We start from the raw sequence: 17,716 nt of genomic DNA on the forward strand, positions 1-17,716 counted from the left end.
CACGTATAATTAGCTGCATCTGTATCTGTTTCTTCCCGCTGGACCCCCCGTTTCCAACCTTTTCGGCGCTCTCGGGCAGCGGCAGTTGTGTAAAAGAACCCCCCGGCAACCCCCGCCGCCCCCGCCGACGCCCGATCAGGAGACTGACAGTGTTCAACCCCACGGCCCCCGTGAACGAGCAGCTGGCGCTGTACAGCGACCTCTTCATGCTCATCGCCGCGCTCGTGTACGCGGCGGCGTTCATCCTGTTCACCATCGACATGGCCACCGCCTCGGCCACCATCCGCCGCCTCGAGGCCGACCTCGCGGCCCAGCGCGGGCAGGTGCGCACCGCTCCGGCCCGCGAGACCGTGGGGGTCGCCGTCGGCGGGTCCACGGCGGTCGGCGCGAGCGCCTCCGACGCGGCCCGTCCGACCGGCGCCGCCGAGCGCGGCGTCGACGCGGACGGCGCCCTCGTGGACGAGGACATGGACTACACGGGCGGCGGCCGCCGCCCGGTCGCCAACGTGGCGGTGGCCGTGCTGGCCGTCGGCTGGGCGCTGCACGCGTTCGCCGTCGTCGCCCGCGGCCTCGCCGCCTCCCGCGTGCCGTGGGGCAACCTGTACGAGTTCATGACCACGGGCGCGCTCGTGATCACGACCGTCTACCTGCTGTTCCTCTTGCGCAAGGATCTGCGCTTCGTGGGCACGTTCGTCACCGGCATCGTCGTGGCGATGATGTGCGCGGCCACCATGGGCTTCCCGACGCCGGTGGGCCACCTCCAGCCGCCGCTGCAGACGCCGTGGCTCGTCATCCACGTATCCATCGCCGTGCTTGCCAGCTCGCTGTTCGCGCTGACCGCCGCGATGTCCGTGCTGCAGCTGCTGCAGGACCGCGCGGAGAAGCGCGCTGCGGCGGGCGAGCGCTCGTGGGCGTTCCTGCGCCTCGTGCCGGCCGCGCAGGGGCTCGAGAACTGGTCCTACCGCCTCAACGCCGTCGGCTTCGTCATGTGGACCTTCACGCTGATCGCCGGCGCCATCTGGGCCGAGGCCGCGTGGGGCCGCTACTGGAACTGGGACACCAAGGAGGTCTGGACCTTCGTGATCTGGGTGGTCTACGCGGCGTACCTGCACGCCCGCGCCACCCGCGGCTGGACCGGTGCCCGCGCCGCGTGGCTGAGCATCGTCGGCTTCGCGTGCATCGTGTTCAACTACACGATCGTCAACACGTACTTCCCGGGCCTGCACTCGTACGCGGGTCTGCCCGGCTGAGTCCGGCGGGGCCCCTCAGGCGCGCGGGCCGTCGCCGTCCGGGTCGGCGTCGTCGTCGCCCTGCTCCCGACGACGGCGCAGCTCCTCCTCGCGGGCGCGCAGCTCGGCCTCGCGGCGGTCCAGGTCCTGCTCGCGGGCGACCTGGCGGCGCTGCACGCGCAGGCTGCGCAGGAACGCCTCGTCGTCGTCCGGGGCCCCGGTGGGTCGGGGCGCGGGGCGGCCGCCCGCGCCGGCCGGGCGAGCGCGCCCGAGCAGCAGCCACAGCAGCGGCCCCACGAGCGGCACCAGCACGATGACCGCCACCCACGCCGCCTTCGGCAGGCTGCGCACCTCGCGGGCGGGGGTCAGCAGCGCCTCGAACAGCGCGTAGAGGGTCAGACCCGCGAGGATGATCGCGGCGGGGATGATGAAGCGGCCCATCCCGCCAGTCTAGGCGCGGGCTGGGGGGGTCGGCGGGCGGGGCGTCCGTCCTCGTAGGATGGACCGGTGCGCATCTTCTTCTACGGTCTGGTCCGCGTGGTCGTCTTCGTCGCCCTGTGGGCGCTGTTCTACTACGTGATGGACCTCGGGATGATCTTCGGGGTGATCGCGGCCACGATCCTGACGTTCGCGGTCAGCTACCTCTTCCTCGGCCGCCTGCGCACGGGGGCCACCGAGGACCTGTCCGCCGCGTGGGAGGGCCGCCCGGGCCGCCGGGGCCGCACCGAGACCGCCGACGCGGACGCCGAGGACGCCTACACCGAGGGCCGGTTCCGCGAGTGAGCCCCGCAGGGCGACGGGGCGGATGCCGCCGCCGCCGCCGTCATCCCGTGCGGCTCAGAGCAGCGCGCCGAGGGTGAACGTGATCGCGTAGACGATCCCGATCACGCCGGTCGCGCGCAGCACCGGGATCAGCGCCCGGCGGTCGTCGGCGCGCAGCACCGTGCGGATCGGCCGGATCGCGAGCAGGCCGCCGATCGGCACGAGCAGCAGTCCCGGGTGCACCGCCACCCAGAACAGCGGCAGCAGCAGGGCGACGGCCAGCATGACGCCGTAGGACGCCCGCGCGGGTCCGTCGCCCAGGCGGGCGGCCAGCGTCATCTTCCCGACCTCGCGGTCCGTGGGGATGTCCCGGATGTTGTTGACCATGAGCAGGGCCGTGGAGATCAGCCCGCAGCCGATCGCGCCGGCCCAGGCCAGGCCGCTGACGGCGTCGGCCTGGGTGTACGTGGTGCCGAGGACGGCCACCAGCCCGAAGAACACGAACACGAACACCTCACCGAGGCCGAGGTATCCGTACGGCCGCTTCCCGCCGGTGTAGAACCACGCGGCCAGCACGCAGGCGACGCCGACCAGCAGGAACCACCAGTGCCCCGAGAGCAGGATGAGCCCCAGGCCGGCCAGCCCGGCGAGGCCGAAGAACGCGAAGGCCGCCTGCTTCACCTGGACCGCGGGCACGAGCCCGGAGACGGTGAGCCGGAAGGGGCCGACGCGCTCGTCGTCGGTGCCGCGGATCCCGTCCGAGTAGTCGTTGGCGTAGTTCACGCCGATCTGCAGCGCGAGCGACACCACGAGGGCCAGCAGCGCCGCGCCGAGGTGAAAGGAGCCGAGCTCCGCGGCGGCGGCCGAACCGACGATCACGGGGGCGATCGCCATGGGCAGCGTGCGCAGGCGCGCGGCGGCGACCCACTGGGAGAGCGTGGCGGCCATGGGCGGGGGTTCCTCCTGGGGAGCGGGGTGGGCAGCGGCGCGCGGCGGGCCGGGTCGACGGCGGCGCGCGGCCGGGGCCCGACGTCGGTCGGGCCCGGGTCATTCTCCCACGCGGGCGGGGCGGCGCTCAGCCGGCGGTGAACCGGGCGGCCAGGGCCTGCCGGTCGGTCTTGCCGGTGGAGAGCAGCGGCAGGGCGTCGAGGAGGAGCCACGTCTTGGGCACCGCGGCCGCACCCAGCGCCTCGCGCACGTGGGCGCGCAGGACGGCCTCGTCGGGGGCCGCGGTCGGGTGGGCGGGCACGACGGCGGCGCACAGCCGGGCGCCCCACTCGGAATCCGGCACGCCGGCCACGTGGGCCGCCGCGACGCCCGGGTGCGCCTCGAGCACCGCGGTCACCGCCGCCGCGGACACCTTCACCCCGCCCGTGATGACCACGTCGTCCAGGCGACCGGTCACGGCCAGCCGCACGCCGCCGTCGTCGGTGGGGGAGAGCACGCCCGTGTCCTCGGTCAGGAAGGCGCGGGCGCCGTCCGCGGCGGTGACGAAGTGTGCGGCGGTGCGGGCGGGGTCGTCGAGGTAGCCGGCCGCCACCATGGGCCCGGCCAGGCGCACGCGCGGCGGGGCGCCGGGGTCCTCCGGGGCCACCACGACGGCGACGCCGGGCAGCGGCACGCCGTCGTAGACGCAGCCGCCGCACGTCTCGGCCATGCCGTAGGTGGCGGTGAGACGCACCCCCGCCGCCTCGGCCGCGGCCCGCAGCGCGGGATCGAGCCGGGCGCCGCCCACGAGCACGCGGTCGAAGGAGCGCAGGGCCGCCCGCCCGGCCGGGTCGGCGTCGGCCGCGAGGAGGCGGGCGAGCTGGGTGGGGACGAGCGAGACGAGCCGGGGGCCGGCGTCATCGGGCAGGGCGGCCGCCCCGGCGGCGAACGCCGCGGGCGTGAACGGGCCCGGTGGCAGGGCCACGGGCGCGGTCCCGGCCGCGATCGAGCGGGAGAGCACGGCGAGCCCGGCCACGTAGTGCACGCCGAGGGCCAGCAGCCACGCCCCCTCACCGCCGAGCCGCCGGGCCGTGGCCGCGGCCGAGGCGCGCAGGGCCGCGCCGGTCAGGACGATCTGCTTCGGCGTGCCCGTGGACCCGGAGGTGCGCACCACGGCGACGGCGTCCGGGTCCCCGCAGCGGCGCGGGTCGCGGGCCTCGGGCCGGGGGAGCGCGGCGCCGTCGGCGGTCAGCTCGACGGGGGCGCCGCCGTCGAAGGCCGCGGCGAGGGCGTCCGTGGCGCGAGCGAGGGCGTCGGCGGTGGCGGGCATGGCCCCGAGTGTAGGAGGCCCGGCGGTCGGACGGATCCGCCCCGCGGATCGGATCCGCCCGGCCGGTCAGAGCAGGAACGGCACGGTGGCGATCTTGACCACCATGATCAGTGCGAACAGCTGGGCGTACCCCTCGGTCACGCGGGCGTCGGTGGACCGGGAGAGCGCGTAGTCCAGGATCGCCGGCTGGCCCGTGATGCCCGCCAACGCCCCGAAGGTGCGATCCACGGACTGCCCCAGCAGCCGTGCCGCGGCGATGAGCAGGGCCGCGGTCAGCGCGGTGAGCACGGCGGACATCAGGATGGCCAGCCCGCCGACCCGGGTGAACACCGTCTCGATGAACGCCGGGCCGGCGGCCAGGCCCACCACGCCCAGGAAGAGCATGAGGCCGAACTGCCGCAGCGTCAGCGCGATCTCCGTGGACGGCTCCCACACCGTGGGTCCCGTTCGGCCGATCGCACCGAGGGCGAGGCCGACGAGGATGCACCCGGCCGCCGGGCCGAGGGAGAAGGAGGCCCCGCCCGGAAGCGGGATCGTCACCATGCCCAGCAGGTAGCCCAGCGCCATGCCCGTGCCCAGGGAGATCCAGTCCAGGTCCGAGAGCCCGCGCGTCGAGTTGCCGAAGAAGTCGCGCACCGCCTCCATCCGCGGCGCGGTGGTCACGATGAGCACCCGATCGCCGACCTTGAGCTCGGTCTGGGGGGTGGGCAGCGACTCGACGTCGTCGCGCCGCAGCCGGGCGACGTCGGTGCCGAAGCGCTCGCGCAGGGACAGCGTGCCCAGGCGGCGATCGGCCAGGGCGCGGGCCGTGACGATGACCATGGAGGTCTGCAGCGGGTTCATCACCTGCGCCGGGTCGGCGTCGGTGCGGCGGCCGAAGGCCTGCACGGCCGCGTCGATGTTCTTCTCCGTGCCGTCCAGGACGACCTCGTCCCCGGGTTCGATCCGGTCGGCCGAGCCGGCGATCCGGGCCACGCCGCCGTGGCGCAGCGCCACGACGCGCACCAGCCCCTCGGAGATCCCGGGGATCTCCCGCACGGCGAGGGCGGAGGTGGCGACCGCGGCGGTGAAGCGCAGCTTGCCGTCGGTCACCGGCGCCGGATCGCGCGGGGAACTGCTCCACGGGCGGGCGGCAAGCAGGGTGATCGCGATGATGGTGCCGACCACGCCCACCAGGTAGGACAGCCCGTAGCCCACGGCCGGGGCCTGCCCGCCGGTGAGCTGGTTCGCCAGCGCCATCGCCGGCGTCGCGGTGAGCGAACCCGTCCACACGCCGATCGCCGTCGGCAGGTCCAGGTTGAGCAGCGCGGCCAGCGGGTGCACCGTGAAGGCGGTGAGGATCACCACGACGACGGCGGCCAGCATCAGGGGCAGGTTGCGGCGCAGGTCCCGGAAGAACACCTTGCCGGCGCCGAGCCCGATCAGGTAGGCGAACAGGGCCAGGCCGAAGCTCTGGAACAGGGCCAGCCGGTCGCCGACGTCGGGCAGCACCGCCCCGACGAGCAGGCCCACGAACAGTGCTCCCGAGGCGCCGAGGCGGATCTTGCCCAGGGGGATGGTGCCGACGGCGGCGCCCAGGGCGACGGTGGCCATGAGGACGAGGATGGGCTGGTCGTTGAGCAGCGCGAGCATGGGCGGGTCTCCGTCCTGCCGTGGTGGTCGGTCAGAAGTGGTACGGGAAGGCGGACCAGTCCGGGTCGCGCTTCTGCAGGAACGCGTCCCGGCCCTCTACGGCCTCGTCCGTCATGTAGGCCATGCGCGTGGCCTCGCCGGCGAAGACCTGCTGGCCGGCCATGCCGTCGTCGGGAAGGTTGAACGCGAACTTGAGCATGCGCAGGGCCTGCGGGGACTGACGGTTGATGTCCGCGGCGTACTCGAGGGCGACCTCCTCGAGGCGCTCGTGGTCCACGGCCTCGTTCACCGCGCCCATGGCCACCATCTCCTCGGCCGAGTACTCGCGGGCGGTGAAGAAGATCTCGCGGGCGCGCTTCTGGCCCACCTGCCGGGCGAGCAGGGCCGAGCCGTAGCCGGCGTCGAAGGAGCCCACGGTGGCGTCCGTCTGCTTGAACTTCCCGTGCTCGCGGGAGGCGAGGGTGAGGTCCGCGACCACGTGCAGCGAGTGGCCGCCGCCGGCCGCCCAGCCGTTCACGACGGCGATGATCGCCTTGGGGGAGGTGCGCATCAGGCGCTGGACCTCGAGGATGTGGAGGCGTCCGGCGCGGGCCGGGTCGATGGTCTCGGCCGTCTCCCCCTCGGCGTAGCGGTAGCCGTCGCGGCCGCGGATGCGCTGGTCCCCGCCGGAGCAGAACGCGTGGCCGCCGTCCTTGGGGGAGGGGCCGTTGCCGGTGAGCAGCACCGTGCCCACGTCCGGGGTCATGCGGGCGTGGTCGAGAGCGCGGTAGAGCTCGTCCACGGTGCCGGGCCGGAACGCGTTGCGGACCTCGGGGCGGTCGAAGGCGATGCGCACCGTGGGCAGGTCGCGCACCCAGCGGCCGTCGGCGTCGCGCTCCACCTGGCGGTGGTAGGTCAGGTCCTCGAAGTCGAAGCCCTCGACCACACGCCAGCGCGTGGGGTCGAAGAGGTCGGAGACCTGCTCGGGCAGGCGGTCGCGGTCGGGGCGGGCGGCGTCGGGCTGCGGGGTGCTCATGGGACCCGAGTCTAGGCCCGCCGGGCGAGGCGGGGGCGAGCCGCCCGCCTCCTCCGCGAGCCAGACAATTCGGTCGTCACAGGGCCGTTCTGACAGCAGTACTCTCTGGTTCGCGCGCGGTGCACCGCCGAATCGACTGGCTCGCGGGCTGACGGAGGACCCACCCAGGCTCAGTCGATCCGCGCCGTCGCCCCCAGCGCCGTCAGCAGGAACGCGTACTCCCACGCGGTGTCCTCCCAGCCCTGGTACCGGCCGGACGCGCCGCCGTGCCCGCCGTCCATCTCGGTGCGCAGCAGGATCGGGGCGCCGCCCTCGGCCAGGGGCGTGGCCTGGTCGCTCGTCACCGTCCGCCGCAGCTGGGCCACCCACTTGGCCGGCTCCACGTAGAGCACGCGGGTGTCGTTCAGGCTCGTCACGGCCGCGATCGCCGGGTAGTCCACCGCCCGCACGTTCTCGTACGGGGTGTAGGCGCGCATGGCCTCGTACACGGCCGCGTCCTCGATCGGGTTGCCCCACTCCTCCCACTCGAGCGCGGACAGCGGCAGCTCCGGGTCGAGGATGGTGGTGAGCGCGTCCACGAACGGCACCACCGCCAGGCACGCCCGGTACAGCTCCGGCGCGAGGTTCAGCACCGCGCCCATGAGCAGGCCGCCGGCCGAGCCGCCCATGCAGGCCACGCGCGCCGGGTCCGCCCAGCCGAGGTCCACGAGGTGCCGGGTGGCGTCCACGAAGTCCGTGAAGGAGTGCCGCTTGGCCAGCTTCTTGCCGTCCTCGTACCAGCGCCGGCCCAGTTCGCCGCCGCCGCGCACGTGCGCGACCGCGAACACCACGCCCCGGTCCAGCAGGGACAGCCGGGCCACACCCAGCACGGGGTCCATGGACATCTCGTAGGAGCCGTAGCCGTACACCACGCACGGGGCCGTCCCGTCCGGCTTCACGTCGCGGTGCCGGATCACGGTGACGGGGATCCGCACGTCCTCCCCGGTCACCGACGACGGCTCGGAGGCCGGCGCCCACACGCGCTCGGCCACGTAGTCGGCCGGGTCGTAGCCGGGCACCTCCGTCTCGCGGCGCAGGTGCACCTCGCCTGTCGCCGCCGAGACGTCCAGCACGCGCGCGGGCGTGATCCAGGACGTGTAGGCCAGCCGCAGGAACGGGGACTCGGCCGCCGTCGCGGACAGGTGGCACGCGTAGAGCTCCTCGTCGAACGCGGGCTCGCGCCAGTCGGCGCCCTCACCCGCCAGCACCGCCTCCAGCTCGGCGACGACGACGCGCGGGGTCGTCTCCCGGCGCACGGCCAGGGCGGCGTGGGTCAGGGTGACCATGACACCGTCGACCTTCACGTCCTCGCGGTGCGGCACGACGGTGCGCCAGGCGCCGCGGTCGGCGACGTCCGCCTCGGCGACCACCGAGAGCATCCCGTTGGGCGCGGCGACGGGGGCGCCGTCGTCGTCCAGGGCGCGGTCGTGGACCACGAGCAGCCGGCGGACGCCGTCGGCGTCGGTGATGGGCTCGACGTCGGCGAGCATCCGCCACGCGCGGGGGATCAGCACGCGCGGGGCGGGCAGGGGCGCGGCGGGGTCCTCCGGCAGGTCGACCACGAGGGTCTCGGAGACCTCCGAGTTGCCGACGCCGATCAGCAGCTGGGTGCGGTCGGCCACGCCCTCGAAGCCGGTCCACATGCCCGGGTCGGCCTCCTCGTGCAGGAGCACGTCCTCGGCCGGGTCGGTGCCGAGCACGTGGGCCCTGACCTGGTACGGCCGCCACGAGTCGTCCCACACGGTGTAGAACACGCGGGTGCCCGAGCGGTCGAAGCGGACGCCGTGGGCCACGTTCTCGACCGCGTCCGGCAGGTCCTCGCCCGTGGCGATCTCGCGCACGCGCAGGGTGAAGCGCTCGTCGCCGGTGTGGTCCACGGCGTAGGCCACCCGGGTGGCGTCCGGGCTGATGTGCATGCCGCCGAGCGCGAAGAACGGGTGGCCCTCGGCCTCGGCGTTGCCGTCCAGGATCACCTGCTCGCCCGGCAGGGCGGCGTCCGGGGTGATGACGGGCGGGGTCCAGTCGGCCTCGAGGTCGCCGGTGTCGCGTGCGGGCACGCGGCAGTGGATCGGGTACTCGGCGCCCTCGCGGGTGCGCACGAAGTACCACCACCCGTCCCGGCGGGCGGGCACGGAGCGGTCCGTCTCCACCGTGCGGGCCTTGATCTCGCCGACGATCGCCTCACGCAGCGGCGCCTGGTCCGCGGTCACGGCCTCGGTGTACGCGTTCTCGGCGGCCAGGTGCTCGAGCACGCGGGGCTCCTCCCGGCCGCGCAGCCACTCGAAGTCGTCCTGGAACGTGTGGCCGTGGTGGCGGCGGGCCACGGGCTCGGCGGAGACGGACGGCGGGACGGGGGCGTGCGAAGTGGTCTGGGGCATGCGGCCCATCCCATCACGCCGCGCGGGGCGGGGCCGACACCCCGCGCCGCACACGACGACGGCGGCGCACCGGTCCGGTGCGCCGCCGTCGGGGGTGGCGGGTCAGTTCAGGCCGAGGGCCGCCCGGACCACGCCGAGCCCGAAGTACGCGACGAACGCAAGCGCCACGAACCACAGCAGCGGGTGCACCTCGCGGCCGCGGCCCTGGCCGGTGCGGATCACCGCGTAGGCCACCACGCCGGCGCCGATGCCGTTGACGATCGAGTAGGTGAACGGCATGAGGATGAACGTGAGGAACGCCGGGAAGGCCGCGCCCGGGTCGGACCAGTCGATCTGCACCACGTGCTGGCACATCATGAACCCGACCACCACGAGCGCGGGGGCCACGGCCTCGAACGGCACGAGGTGGATGAGCGGGGAGAGGAACACGGCCGCGAGGAAGAACAGGCCGGTGAACACGGAGGCCAGGCCGGTCCGGGCGCCCTCGCCGATGCCGGTGCCGGACTCCACGAAGATCTGGTGCGCCGAGCCGGAGGCGCCGCCGCCCACGGTGACCGCGAGTGCGTCCGCGGCGAGCACCCGGTTCAGGTCGGGGATGGAGCCGTCCGGGTTCACGGTGTCGGCCTCGCGGGCCAGGCCCACGGAGACGCCCATCGCGTCGAAGAACACGGAGAGCAGGATCGCGAACACGAGCAGGGAGGCCATCAGCCCGCCCACGGAGGTGAAGGCGCCGAACAGGTCCACGTTGCCGAGCAGGTGCAGGTCCGGGGCGGTCCACTCGGGCAGGGAGGGGGCGATCAGGGACCAGCCGGTGGGCACGGCGTTCCCGTCGGCGTCCACGGAGGGGCCGATGTGGAACACGGCCTCCAGCACGTTGGCGAGGATCGTCGCCACGACGATGCCGATCAGGATGGCGCCGCGCACCTTGCGGATCACGAGGACCGCGGTCAGCAGCAGCCCGACGACGAAGACCAGCACGGGCCAGCCCTCGAGCTCGCCGCCCGTGCCCAGGCCCACGGGGACCGTGGTGTCGGCGGCGTCCGGCAGCCGCCGCACGAACCCGGCGTTGACGAGGCCGATCAGTGCGATGAACAGGCCGATGCCCACCACGATGCCGGACTTCAGCGCCTCCGGGACCGCGTCGAACACGGCACGGCGGAAGCCGGTCACCACGAGCACCAGCATCACGAGACCGGCGAGGGTGACGAGGCCCATCAGCTGGGGCCAGGTGAGTCCCGGCGTCGTGGCGATGGTGATGGAGACGAACGCGGAGACGCCCAGGCCCGCGGCCACCGCGAACGGGTGCCGCGCCCACACGCCCATGACGATGGTCATGACGCCCGCCACGAGCGCGGTCACAGCGGCCACGGCGGGGATGCCCAGGGTGTTCCCGGCCGAGTCGGACCCGGACAGGATCAGCGGGTTCAGCACCACGATGTAGCTCATCGCCAGGAACGTGGCGAGGCCGCCGCGGAACTCCTGGCCCACCGACGAGCCGCGCTCGGTGATGCGGAAGTACCGGTCCAGGGCGCCGCGGGGAGCGGCGGGCGACGGGGCGGGCGAGGGTGGTGGAGAGGCGGTGCGGGAGGCCATGGCACCAGCGTAGTGACCCGGTCCCACGACGATCGCGCGCGTGCCGTCCCGCTACGCTCGCGGGCATGCGTCCCCGCTCCGCCTCCGCCGCCCGCACCCGGGAGGCGCTGCGCGACGCCGTGCAGATCTACGCCCCCTCCACCGTCTACGCCGTCGGCCTGGGCGCCATGACGCCCGCGCTCGCGGTGGCGGCGCTGGCCCTCGGCCTGGACGCGGCGCGGGCGGCCGCCGTCGTGCTGCTGGTGGGGCTCGGCTCGCTCGTGGCCAACGGGCCGGCCTCGGCGCTCGCGGCCCGGGCGGGGGAGCGGGTCACCATGGTCGTCTCCGCCGGGCTCGGCACGGTCGGTGCGGGTCTGGCCTGGGCGACGACGGCCGGGGTGTCCTCCGGGCCGTCGGCGGCGGGGGTGGCCGAGCCGGGGCGGTTGGCGCTGTTCCTGGCCGCGGTGCTCGCCGTGGGCATGGCCGGGGCCGGGTTCAACCTGGCCCGCCAGGCGTACCTGGCGGTGGCGGTGCCGGCCACGCACCGGGCCCGCGCGATGTCCACGCTCGGCGGGACCGTGCGGATGGGGACCTTCCTGGGCCCGTTCCTGGGCGCCGCCGCGCAGGCCCCGCTCGGGCTGGACGGCGCGTTCGCCGCGGCCGCCGCGGCCATGGCCGTCGGCGCCCTGCTGTGCCTGCGGATCCGGGATCTGCCGGTGCCGGCGTCCGGTCCGGCGGCGGGGGAGGACTCCGCCCCGGCCGGCCGACCCCGCCTGCTGGACGTGGCGCGCGCCCGGCGGGGGGCGCTGCTCATGGCCGGCTTCGGTGTCGTGGCCGTCTCCGCCGCCCGCGCGGCTCGCAACGCCGTCATCCCGCTGTGGGCCACGCACCTGGGCCTGGACGCGGCGACGGCGTCGCTCGTCTTCGGCCTGGCCGGCGCGGCGGACCTGCTGCTCTTCTACCCCTCGGGTCGGCTCATGGACCGCTTCGGCCGGCGCGCCGTGGCGGTGCCGTGCCTGACCCTGCTGGGGGCGGGGTTCCTGGCGATCAGCCTCACCCTGGAGCCGACGGCGTTCGCGGCGGCGGCGGTGCTGCTGGGCATCGGCAACGGCTTCGGCGCGGGGATCGTGATGACCCTCGGGGCAGACCACTCGCCGCCGAACGCGCGCGCCCCGTTCCTCGGTCTGTGGCGCTCGATGTCCGACGCGGGGATGCTCGCCGGGCCGCTGCTGCTCTCCGGGGCGACCGCCGCGGCCGGGCTGGCCGTCGGCGTCGGCTCCCTCGCGGTCGTCTGCGGTGTCGGAGCGGTCGTGTTCGCCGCGGTGCTGCCGCGCGGGCCGGGGGCTGTGGCGGACCCGCCGCCCGTCGTCGTGCGCCCCCGCTGACCGGGGCGCCGGACCGTCGGCTCAGTCGGCGGTCTCGTCCGGGGGGATGGTCTGCCCGGAGGCCTGGTCGTCGAAGACCATGTACGTCTGCGTGTCGACGACGCTCGGCAGGGTCTGCAGTTCGTCGAAGATCACACGGCGCAGGTCGGCGGGGTCCCGCGCGCGGACCAGCAGGATCACGTCCATGTTCCCGCCCACGAGGGAGACGTGGGAGACCTCGGGGATGGCCAGAAGCGTGGCGCGCAGCTCTCGCCAGTCGTGCTGACGCAGCTTCATGGTCACGTGGGCGGAGGCCCCGAAGCCGACCTTGACGGGGTCGACCCGCACGGTGAAGCCTGTGATCACGCCCGCGTCCTGCAGGCGGTTCAGACGCGAGTAGCAGTGCGCGCGGGAGATGTGCACGCGCTCGGCCAGGGCCGCGACGGACATCCGCCCGTCCTGCGTCAGTTCGCGGACGATCGCGCGGTCCACGCGGTCCAGCGGCTCGGCGGCCATGGCTCCTCCTGGGGCGGGGCGGACGGGGTCGGCCACGCGGCGGCGGACCGTCTACGTGGCACGAGTCACAATAGCAGTTCGTCCGATGGAGTGCCTGGTTTGCACCCGATTGTCTCGTGATCACGGGCGAGCGCGCGACACATTGATCCTCTTGGGCACACTGAAGGCCACAGATCGAGAGGACCCGCCATGAGTGACCCCACCCCCGCCGTGCCCGGGGCCGTCCGGACCGACGAGGCCGAGACCCGCCCGAACGCCGGCGCCGCCTTCGGCATCTCCCTCGAGGAGTACCTGCTCCCCGCCGCCCGCCGCATCCAGCTGATCGGCGAGGACGGCACTCTGCTGGCCCCGGAGGAGCAGGGCACCGAGCCCGGCCACGAGTATCCCCTGCCCTCCGACGAGGAGCTGCTGGCCGCCTACCGCCACCTCGTCATCGGCCGCCGCGTCAACGACCAGGCCTACGCCCTGGTGCGCCAGGGTCGCATGGCCGTCTATCCGTCCTCGCATGGCCAGGAGGCCTCCGAGGTCGCCGCCGCCGTCTGCCTGGGCGAGGACGACTGGCTGTTCCCGACCTACCGCGACACCGTGGCCGTGATCGCCCGCGGCGTCCCGCCGCTCGAGGTGATGGTGGCCTACCAGGGCACCTGGCATCAGGGCTACGACCCCCAGAAGCACCACGTCTCCATCCAGTCCACGCCCCTGACCACCCAGATGCTGCACGCCGTCGGGATGGCCAAGGCCGCCCGCCTGCGCGGCGAGGAGGTCGTGTGCCTGGCCATGGTCGGCGACGGCGGCACCTCCGAGGGCGACTTCCACGAGGCGCTGAACTTCGCGGCCGTGTTCAAGCTGCCGGTGATCTTCTTCGTGCAGAACAACAAGTTCGCCATCTCCGTGCCGTTCGCCAAGCAGTCGGCCGCCCCGTCCCTGGCCCACAAGGCCGTGGGCTACGGCCTGGCCGGCGAGCGCGTGGACGGCAACGACCTCGGCGCCCTGCTGGCCGTGCTGGGCCGCGCCGTGGAGCTGTGCCGGCAGGGCCAGGGCCCCTTCCTCGTGGAGGCGGACACCTACCGCATGCAGGCGCACACCAACACGGACGACCCCTCGCGCTACCGCGACGACGCCGAGGTGAAGGAGTGGGAGGCGCGCGACCCGCTGCGCCGCATGACCGCCTACCTCGAGTCCACCGGCGCCCTCACCGAGGAGGTCTCGGCCCAGATCGCCCGCGACGCGGAGGACGTCGCGCAGCAGCTGCGTGACGCCATGAACGCCGAGACGGAGCTCGATCCGCTCGAGCTGTTCGACCACGTCTACTCCGTGCAGACCCCGCAGCTCGCCGCCCAGCGCGCGCAGCTGGCCGAGGAGCTGTCCCGTTCCGAGAACCAGGAGGCCTGAGCATGGCGACCCTGACCTTCGCCGCCGCGCTCAACGCGGCGCTGGCCGACGAGATGGCCGCCGACGACATGGTGGTGGTGTTCGGCGAGGACGTCGGCACCCTCGGCGGCGTCTTCCGCATCACGGACGGGCTGACCGCGCGCTTCGGCGAGGAGCGCTGCTTCGACACCCCGCTGGCCGAGTCCGGCATCGCGGGCATGGCCGTGGGCATGGCCCTCGGCGGCGCCCGCCCCGTGATCGAGATGCAGTTCGACGCGTTCGCGTACCCGGCCTTCGAGCAGATCGCCTCGCACGTGGCCAAGATGCGCAACCGCACCAAGGGCGCCACGCCCATGCCGATCACCATCCGCATCCCCTACGGCGGCGGCATCGGCGGCGTGGAGCACCACTGCGACTCCTCCGAGTCCTACTACGCGCACACCCCGGGCTTGAAGGTGTACACCCCGGCCTCGGTGAAGGACGCGTACATGATGCTGCGCTCGGCCATCCGCCTGGACGATCCGGTGGTCTTCATGGAGCCCAAGAAGATGTACTGGACCAAGGCCGAGCTCGACCTCGACCAGCTGCGCGCCGAGTTCGAGGAGGGCTGGGCCCGCGTCGAGGACAAGAAGGAGCACGGCGAGGCCTGGGCCCGCGCCGCCGTCGTCCGCGAGGGCACGGACGTCACCCTCGTCTCCTACGGCCCCTCCGTCCCCACCTGCCTCGCCGCCGCCCAGGCGGCCGCGGAGGAGGGGCTCTCGGTGGAGGTCGTGGACCTGCGCACCGTGAACCCGCTGGACGAGGACACGATGACCGCCTCGGTCACCAAGACCGGCCGCGCCGTCGTCGTCGCCGAGCCGCAGGGCTTCGCGTCCGTGGCCTCCGAGCTGGTGGCCCGGATCCAGCAGCGCTGCTTCCACTCGCTGGCGGCGCCCGTGGGCCGCGTGACCGGCTTCGACATCCCGTTCCCCGCGCCGAAGCTCGAGGAGCACCACCTGCCGAACATCGACCGCATCCTGGACGCGATCGACGACCTGAACTGGGACCTGGACGCGATCGACGACCTGAACTGGGACCTGGACGCCGAGGAGGCCCGCGCATGAGCAACACCTTCCTGCTGCCCGACCTGGGCGAGGGCCTGACCGAGGCCGACATCGTCCGCTGGCTCGTCGCCGAGGGCGACACCGTGGCCGTCGACCAGCCCATGGTCGAGGTCGAGACCGCCAAGGCCCTCGTCGAGGTGCCGAGCCCGTACGCCGGCACCGTGCTGACCCTGCACGGCGCCGAGGGCGAGACCATGGACGTCGGCAGCCCGCTGATCACCATCGGCGCGGCCGGCGAGTCCGGTGAGGGCTCCGCGCCCGTCGCCGGCACCGAGACCCTCGCCGTCCCGCCGTCGACCGGTGCGGCGGCGGCCGAGGCCGCCCGCCCGGGCGCGCTGAGCTACCGCGAGGAGGAGATGGCCGGCGTCCAGCCGAAGCCGGACAAGGCCCGCGGCGGCGACGGCGACGTCGCCGGCTCCGACGACGAGGCCTCCGGCGCCGTGCTCATCGGCTACGGCACCTCCGGCCACAGGGCCACCTCCCGCAGCCGTCCGTCCAAGCGCGGCCGCGGCGCCGCCCGCCCGACACCGGCCCCCACGGCCGGGGCCGGCGCCCCGCGCGTGACCTCCCCGATCGTCCGCAAGCTCGCCCGCGAGAAGGGCGTGGACGTGGCCGCGCTGACCGGCACGGGCCCGGACGGCCTGATCACCCGCGCCGACGTGCTCGCCGCGGCCGAGGGCTCCGCGCCGCAGACCGCCCCGACCCCGGCCCCGTCGGCCGCCGCCCCGGCGGCCGCGGCCACCGCGCAGCCGGGCGCCGTGGACGGGCGGACCGGCCTGGCCGTCGTCGCCCGCACCCCGATCTCGGGGGTGCGCAAGGTGATCGCGGACCAGCTCTCCCGCTCGCGCCGCGAGGTCCCGGAGGTCACGGCGTGGCTGGACGTCGACGTCACCGCCCTGCTCGAGCTGCGGGCCGCGCTCAAGGCGAAGGACCCGGAGAACGCGCCCTCGCTGCTCGGCCTGATTGCCCGCTTCACCCTGGCCGGCCTGCGCCGGTACCCGGTGATGAACGCGCGCATCGAGGCCGGGGCGGACGGCCAGGACGAGATCGTGGAGGTCGACGGCGTCCACCTCGGCCTGGCCGTGCAGACCGACCGCGGCCTCATGGTGCCGTCCGTCGAGCACGCGGAGAAGCTGTCCGCGGACGAGCTCACCGCCGCGATCAACGACACCGTCAGCCGCGCCCGCGCGGGCAGGGCCGCCCCGGCCGAGCTCACCCGCGGCACGTTCACGCTGAACAACTACGGCCCGCTGGGCACGGACGGCGCCACGCCGATCATCAACGTGCCCGAGGCCGGGATGCTCGGCATCGGCCGGATCATCGACCGCCCGTGGGTCGTGGACGGGGAGATCGTGGTCCGCAAGGTCACCGAGATGACCGTGACCTTCGACCACCGCGTCACCGACGGCGCCACCGCGAGCGCGTTCCTCACGTTCGTGGCGGACTGCCTCCACGACCCGACGGCGGCCCTCGCCCGGATCTGATCCGGACGATCCCCGCCCGCCCCGACCCCGGACGAGCCCTGCGATGTGGCGGCCATACCTCGCGGATGGCCGCCACATCGCAGGGCTCGTCGCGTGGTGGGGGTGCGGTGAGCGTGCGGGGAGGGGTCAGTCCGCGCGGCCGCGGCGAAAGGCCGTGCCGAGCGCGCCCCACAGCAGGACCGCGGGGGAGGCGCTGAGCAGGATCCCGGCCGGCTCGGCCGCCGGGTGGGGGCCGGCGCCGCTGGTCGCGGGGGTGTCGAGGGTGAGGGCCAGCAGCGTCAGCCCGGCCGCCAGGCCCGCGACGCCCAGGGACCAGAGCGTGGCCTCCACGCCGCGGGCGCCGCGCGGTACGGGCCGCGGTGCGCCGTCGTACCGGGCGAACGGCACGGCGAGCAGGCCCCAGGCGGCGGACACGAGCGCCGCGGCGGCCATGTCCGACGGCCGGTGCCAGGCCTCCGTGTAGGCGACGGCGCCGGTGCAGGAGCTCACCACGGCGCCGAGGACGGTGGTGAGAGGTCGCCACCGGGCGGGCACGAGCAGCAGCGCGGCCACCGCGGCGCCCGTCGCGAGCGTCATGTGGCCCGAGGGCAGTGAGTTGCCGCCGGACCACGGGACCCCGTCGGCGTGCTCGGGCCGCGGAAGCGCCGCCTTGAGCAGCTGCGTGGTGAGGTTGGACCCGGCCAGCACGAGGAGGGCGAGCAGCCCCCGCCGCCGCCACCGGGCCACGGCGAGCGCGCCGAGCGAGGCCAGCGCCATGCCGACCGCCAACGCGAGCGGCAGGATCCGCACCACCTGGGAGGTCACGTCCGGCACGGTGTCCGCGTAGCGCTCCTCGACGGCGCGGAACACCTGGTACTCGAGCACCTGGCCGGCGGAGGACCACACCAGGGCGGCGTAGACCAGCACGACGCCGGCCACGCACGCGGCCAGCGCCAGCCACCACGTCCACGAGGGGAGGCGGCGGGGGCAGCCCGCCCCCCTCGTGCTGCCCCTT

At 74.4% G+C, this 17,716-nt stretch carries 15 protein-coding genes; 6 read left to right on the forward strand and 9 right to left on the reverse strand.

Translation table 11 applies throughout. The annotated features are described in order from the left end of the window. Nucleotides 1-149 precede the first annotated feature (149 nt). Nucleotides 150-1,250, forward strand: a complete 1,101-nt coding sequence (gene ccsB / locus FLM69_RS08780; RefSeq protein WP_141843926.1) for a c-type cytochrome biogenesis protein CcsB — start codon at nt 150-152, stop codon at nt 1,248-1,250. A gap of 15 nt (nt 1,251-1,265) precedes the next feature. On the opposite strand, the gene FLM69_RS08785 is transcribed toward ccsB, so the two are convergent. Then, nucleotides 1,266-1,670: a PLDc N-terminal domain-containing protein gene (locus tag FLM69_RS08785; protein ID WP_078025959.1), complete on the reverse strand. Its 405-nt coding sequence runs from the start codon at nt 1,668-1,670 to the stop codon at nt 1,266-1,268. 66 nt (nt 1,671-1,736) lie between these two features. Between FLM69_RS08785 and FLM69_RS08790 the strand changes: the two genes are divergently transcribed. Continuing rightward, nucleotides 1,737-2,012 carry a DUF4229 domain-containing protein gene (locus FLM69_RS08790; RefSeq protein WP_010080315.1) on the forward strand — a complete coding sequence of 92 codons (276 nt, stop codon included), beginning with the start codon at nt 1,737-1,739 and terminating at the stop codon, nt 2,010-2,012. A gap of 54 nt (nt 2,013-2,066) precedes the next feature. Here FLM69_RS08790 and FLM69_RS08795 read toward each other — a convergent pair whose 3' ends face one another. The 6 genes from FLM69_RS08795 to FLM69_RS08820 all read right to left on the reverse strand — a co-directional run bounded on the left by FLM69_RS08795 (nt 2,067) and on the right by FLM69_RS08820 (nt 10,905). Then, nucleotides 2,067-2,939 (reverse strand): 1,4-dihydroxy-2-naphthoate polyprenyltransferase, encoded by an 873-nt coding sequence (locus FLM69_RS08795; RefSeq protein ID WP_141843928.1) that lies wholly within the window; start codon nt 2,937-2,939, stop codon nt 2,067-2,069. 127 nt (nt 2,940-3,066) lie between these two features. After that, complete coding sequence (locus FLM69_RS08800; protein ID WP_141843930.1) at nt 3,067-4,248, reverse strand: AMP-binding protein; 1,182 nt, start codon at nt 4,246-4,248, stop codon at nt 3,067-3,069. A gap of 66 nt (nt 4,249-4,314) precedes the next feature. Then, a complete protein-coding gene (locus FLM69_RS08805) occupies nt 4,315-5,880 on the reverse strand; it encodes an aspartate:alanine exchanger family transporter (protein ID WP_141843932.1) in 1,566 nt (521 codons plus the stop codon). Between the two features lie 31 nt (nt 5,881-5,911). Beyond that, nucleotides 5,912-6,895, reverse strand: a complete 984-nt coding sequence (locus tag FLM69_RS08810) for a 1,4-dihydroxy-2-naphthoyl-CoA synthase (RefSeq protein ID WP_044658900.1) — start codon at nt 6,893-6,895, stop codon at nt 5,912-5,914. A 170-nt stretch (nt 6,896-7,065) separates the two neighbouring features. Then, nucleotides 7,066-9,312 carry a S9 family peptidase gene (locus tag FLM69_RS08815; protein ID WP_141843934.1) on the reverse strand — a complete coding sequence of 749 codons (2,247 nt, stop codon included), beginning with the start codon at nt 9,310-9,312 and terminating at the stop codon, nt 7,066-7,068. 102 nt (nt 9,313-9,414) lie between these two features. After that, nucleotides 9,415-10,905, reverse strand: a complete 1,491-nt coding sequence (locus tag FLM69_RS08820) for an NCS2 family permease (protein ID WP_141843936.1) — start codon at nt 10,903-10,905, stop codon at nt 9,415-9,417. Nucleotides 10,906-10,970: 65 nt separating this feature from the next. Between FLM69_RS08820 and FLM69_RS08825 the strand changes: the two genes are divergently transcribed. Then, nucleotides 10,971-12,269 carry an MFS transporter gene (locus FLM69_RS08825; protein ID WP_141843938.1) on the forward strand — a complete coding sequence of 433 codons (1,299 nt, stop codon included), beginning with the start codon at nt 10,971-10,973 and terminating at the stop codon, nt 12,267-12,269. 21 nt (nt 12,270-12,290) lie between these two features. Here the strand turns inward: FLM69_RS08825 and FLM69_RS08830 are convergent, their stop codons facing one another. Next, entirely contained in the window at nt 12,291-12,764 is a 474-nt protein-coding gene (locus FLM69_RS08830) for an Lrp/AsnC family transcriptional regulator (RefSeq protein WP_060974097.1), read from the reverse strand. Between the two features lie 189 nt (nt 12,765-12,953). Here FLM69_RS08830 and FLM69_RS08835 point away from each other — a divergent pair, with 189 nt between their 5' ends. Genes FLM69_RS08835 through FLM69_RS08845 form a run of 3 tightly spaced genes read left to right on the forward strand, consistent with a single transcriptional unit; the run spans nt 12,954 to nt 16,722 of the window. Further along, nucleotides 12,954-14,156, forward strand: a complete 1,203-nt coding sequence (locus FLM69_RS08835) for a thiamine pyrophosphate-dependent enzyme (RefSeq protein WP_041104050.1) — start codon at nt 12,954-12,956, stop codon at nt 14,154-14,156. Between the two features lie 2 nt (nt 14,157-14,158). After that, a complete protein-coding gene (locus FLM69_RS08840; RefSeq protein ID WP_134415779.1) occupies nt 14,159-15,238 on the forward strand; it encodes an alpha-ketoacid dehydrogenase subunit beta in 1,080 nt (359 codons plus the stop codon). After that, nucleotides 15,235-16,722, forward strand: a complete 1,488-nt coding sequence (locus tag FLM69_RS08845; protein ID WP_134415777.1) for a dihydrolipoamide acetyltransferase family protein — start codon at nt 15,235-15,237, stop codon at nt 16,720-16,722. The genes FLM69_RS08840 and FLM69_RS08845 overlap by 4 nt, the downstream gene beginning before the upstream one ends. A 126-nt stretch (nt 16,723-16,848) precedes the next feature. Here the strand turns inward: FLM69_RS08845 and FLM69_RS08850 are convergent. After that, on the reverse strand, nt 16,849-17,716 hold an 868-nt coding region (locus FLM69_RS08850), incomplete at its 5' end, for a phosphatase PAP2 family protein (protein WP_255502787.1).

The organism is Micrococcus sp. R8502A1, assembly GCF_006704135.1.
GTDB classification, from domain to species: domain Bacteria; phylum Actinomycetota; class Actinomycetes; order Actinomycetales; family Micrococcaceae; genus Micrococcus; species Micrococcus luteus.

Excerpts from the sequence above, each read along its gene's own strand:
- FLM69_RS08785 (WP_078025959.1), bottom strand. The coding sequence starts at position 1,670 with ATGGGCCGCTTCATCATCCCCGCCGCGATCATCCTCGCGGGTCTGACC.
- FLM69_RS08795 (WP_141843928.1), bottom strand. The coding sequence starts at position 2,939 with ATGGCCGCCACGCTCTCCCAGTGGGTCGCCGCCGCGCGCCTGCGCACG.
- FLM69_RS08800 (WP_141843930.1), bottom strand. The coding sequence starts at position 4,248 with ATGCCCGCCACCGCCGACGCCCTCGCTCGCGCCACGGACGCCCTCGCC.
- FLM69_RS08805 (WP_141843932.1), bottom strand. The coding sequence starts at position 5,880 with ATGCTCGCGCTGCTCAACGACCAGCCCATCCTCGTCCTCATGGCCACC.
- FLM69_RS08810 (WP_044658900.1), bottom strand. The coding sequence starts at position 6,895 with ATGAGCACCCCGCAGCCCGACGCCGCCCGCCCCGACCGCGACCGCCTG.
- FLM69_RS08815 (WP_141843934.1), bottom strand. The coding sequence starts at position 9,312 with ATGCCCCAGACCACTTCGCACGCCCCCGTCCCGCCGTCCGTCTCCGCC.
- FLM69_RS08820 (WP_141843936.1), bottom strand. The coding sequence starts at position 10,905 with ATGGCCTCCCGCACCGCCTCTCCACCACCCTCGCCCGCCCCGTCGCCC.
- FLM69_RS08825 (WP_141843938.1), top strand. The coding sequence starts at position 10,971 with ATGCGTCCCCGCTCCGCCTCCGCCGCCCGCACCCGGGAGGCGCTGCGC.
- FLM69_RS08830 (WP_060974097.1), bottom strand. The coding sequence starts at position 12,764 with ATGGCCGCCGAGCCGCTGGACCGCGTGGACCGCGCGATCGTCCGCGAA.
- FLM69_RS08835 (WP_041104050.1), top strand. The coding sequence starts at position 12,954 with ATGAGTGACCCCACCCCCGCCGTGCCCGGGGCCGTCCGGACCGACGAG.
- FLM69_RS08840 (WP_134415779.1), top strand. The coding sequence starts at position 14,159 with ATGGCGACCCTGACCTTCGCCGCCGCGCTCAACGCGGCGCTGGCCGAC.
- FLM69_RS08845 (WP_134415777.1), top strand. The coding sequence starts at position 15,235 with ATGAGCAACACCTTCCTGCTGCCCGACCTGGGCGAGGGCCTGACCGAG.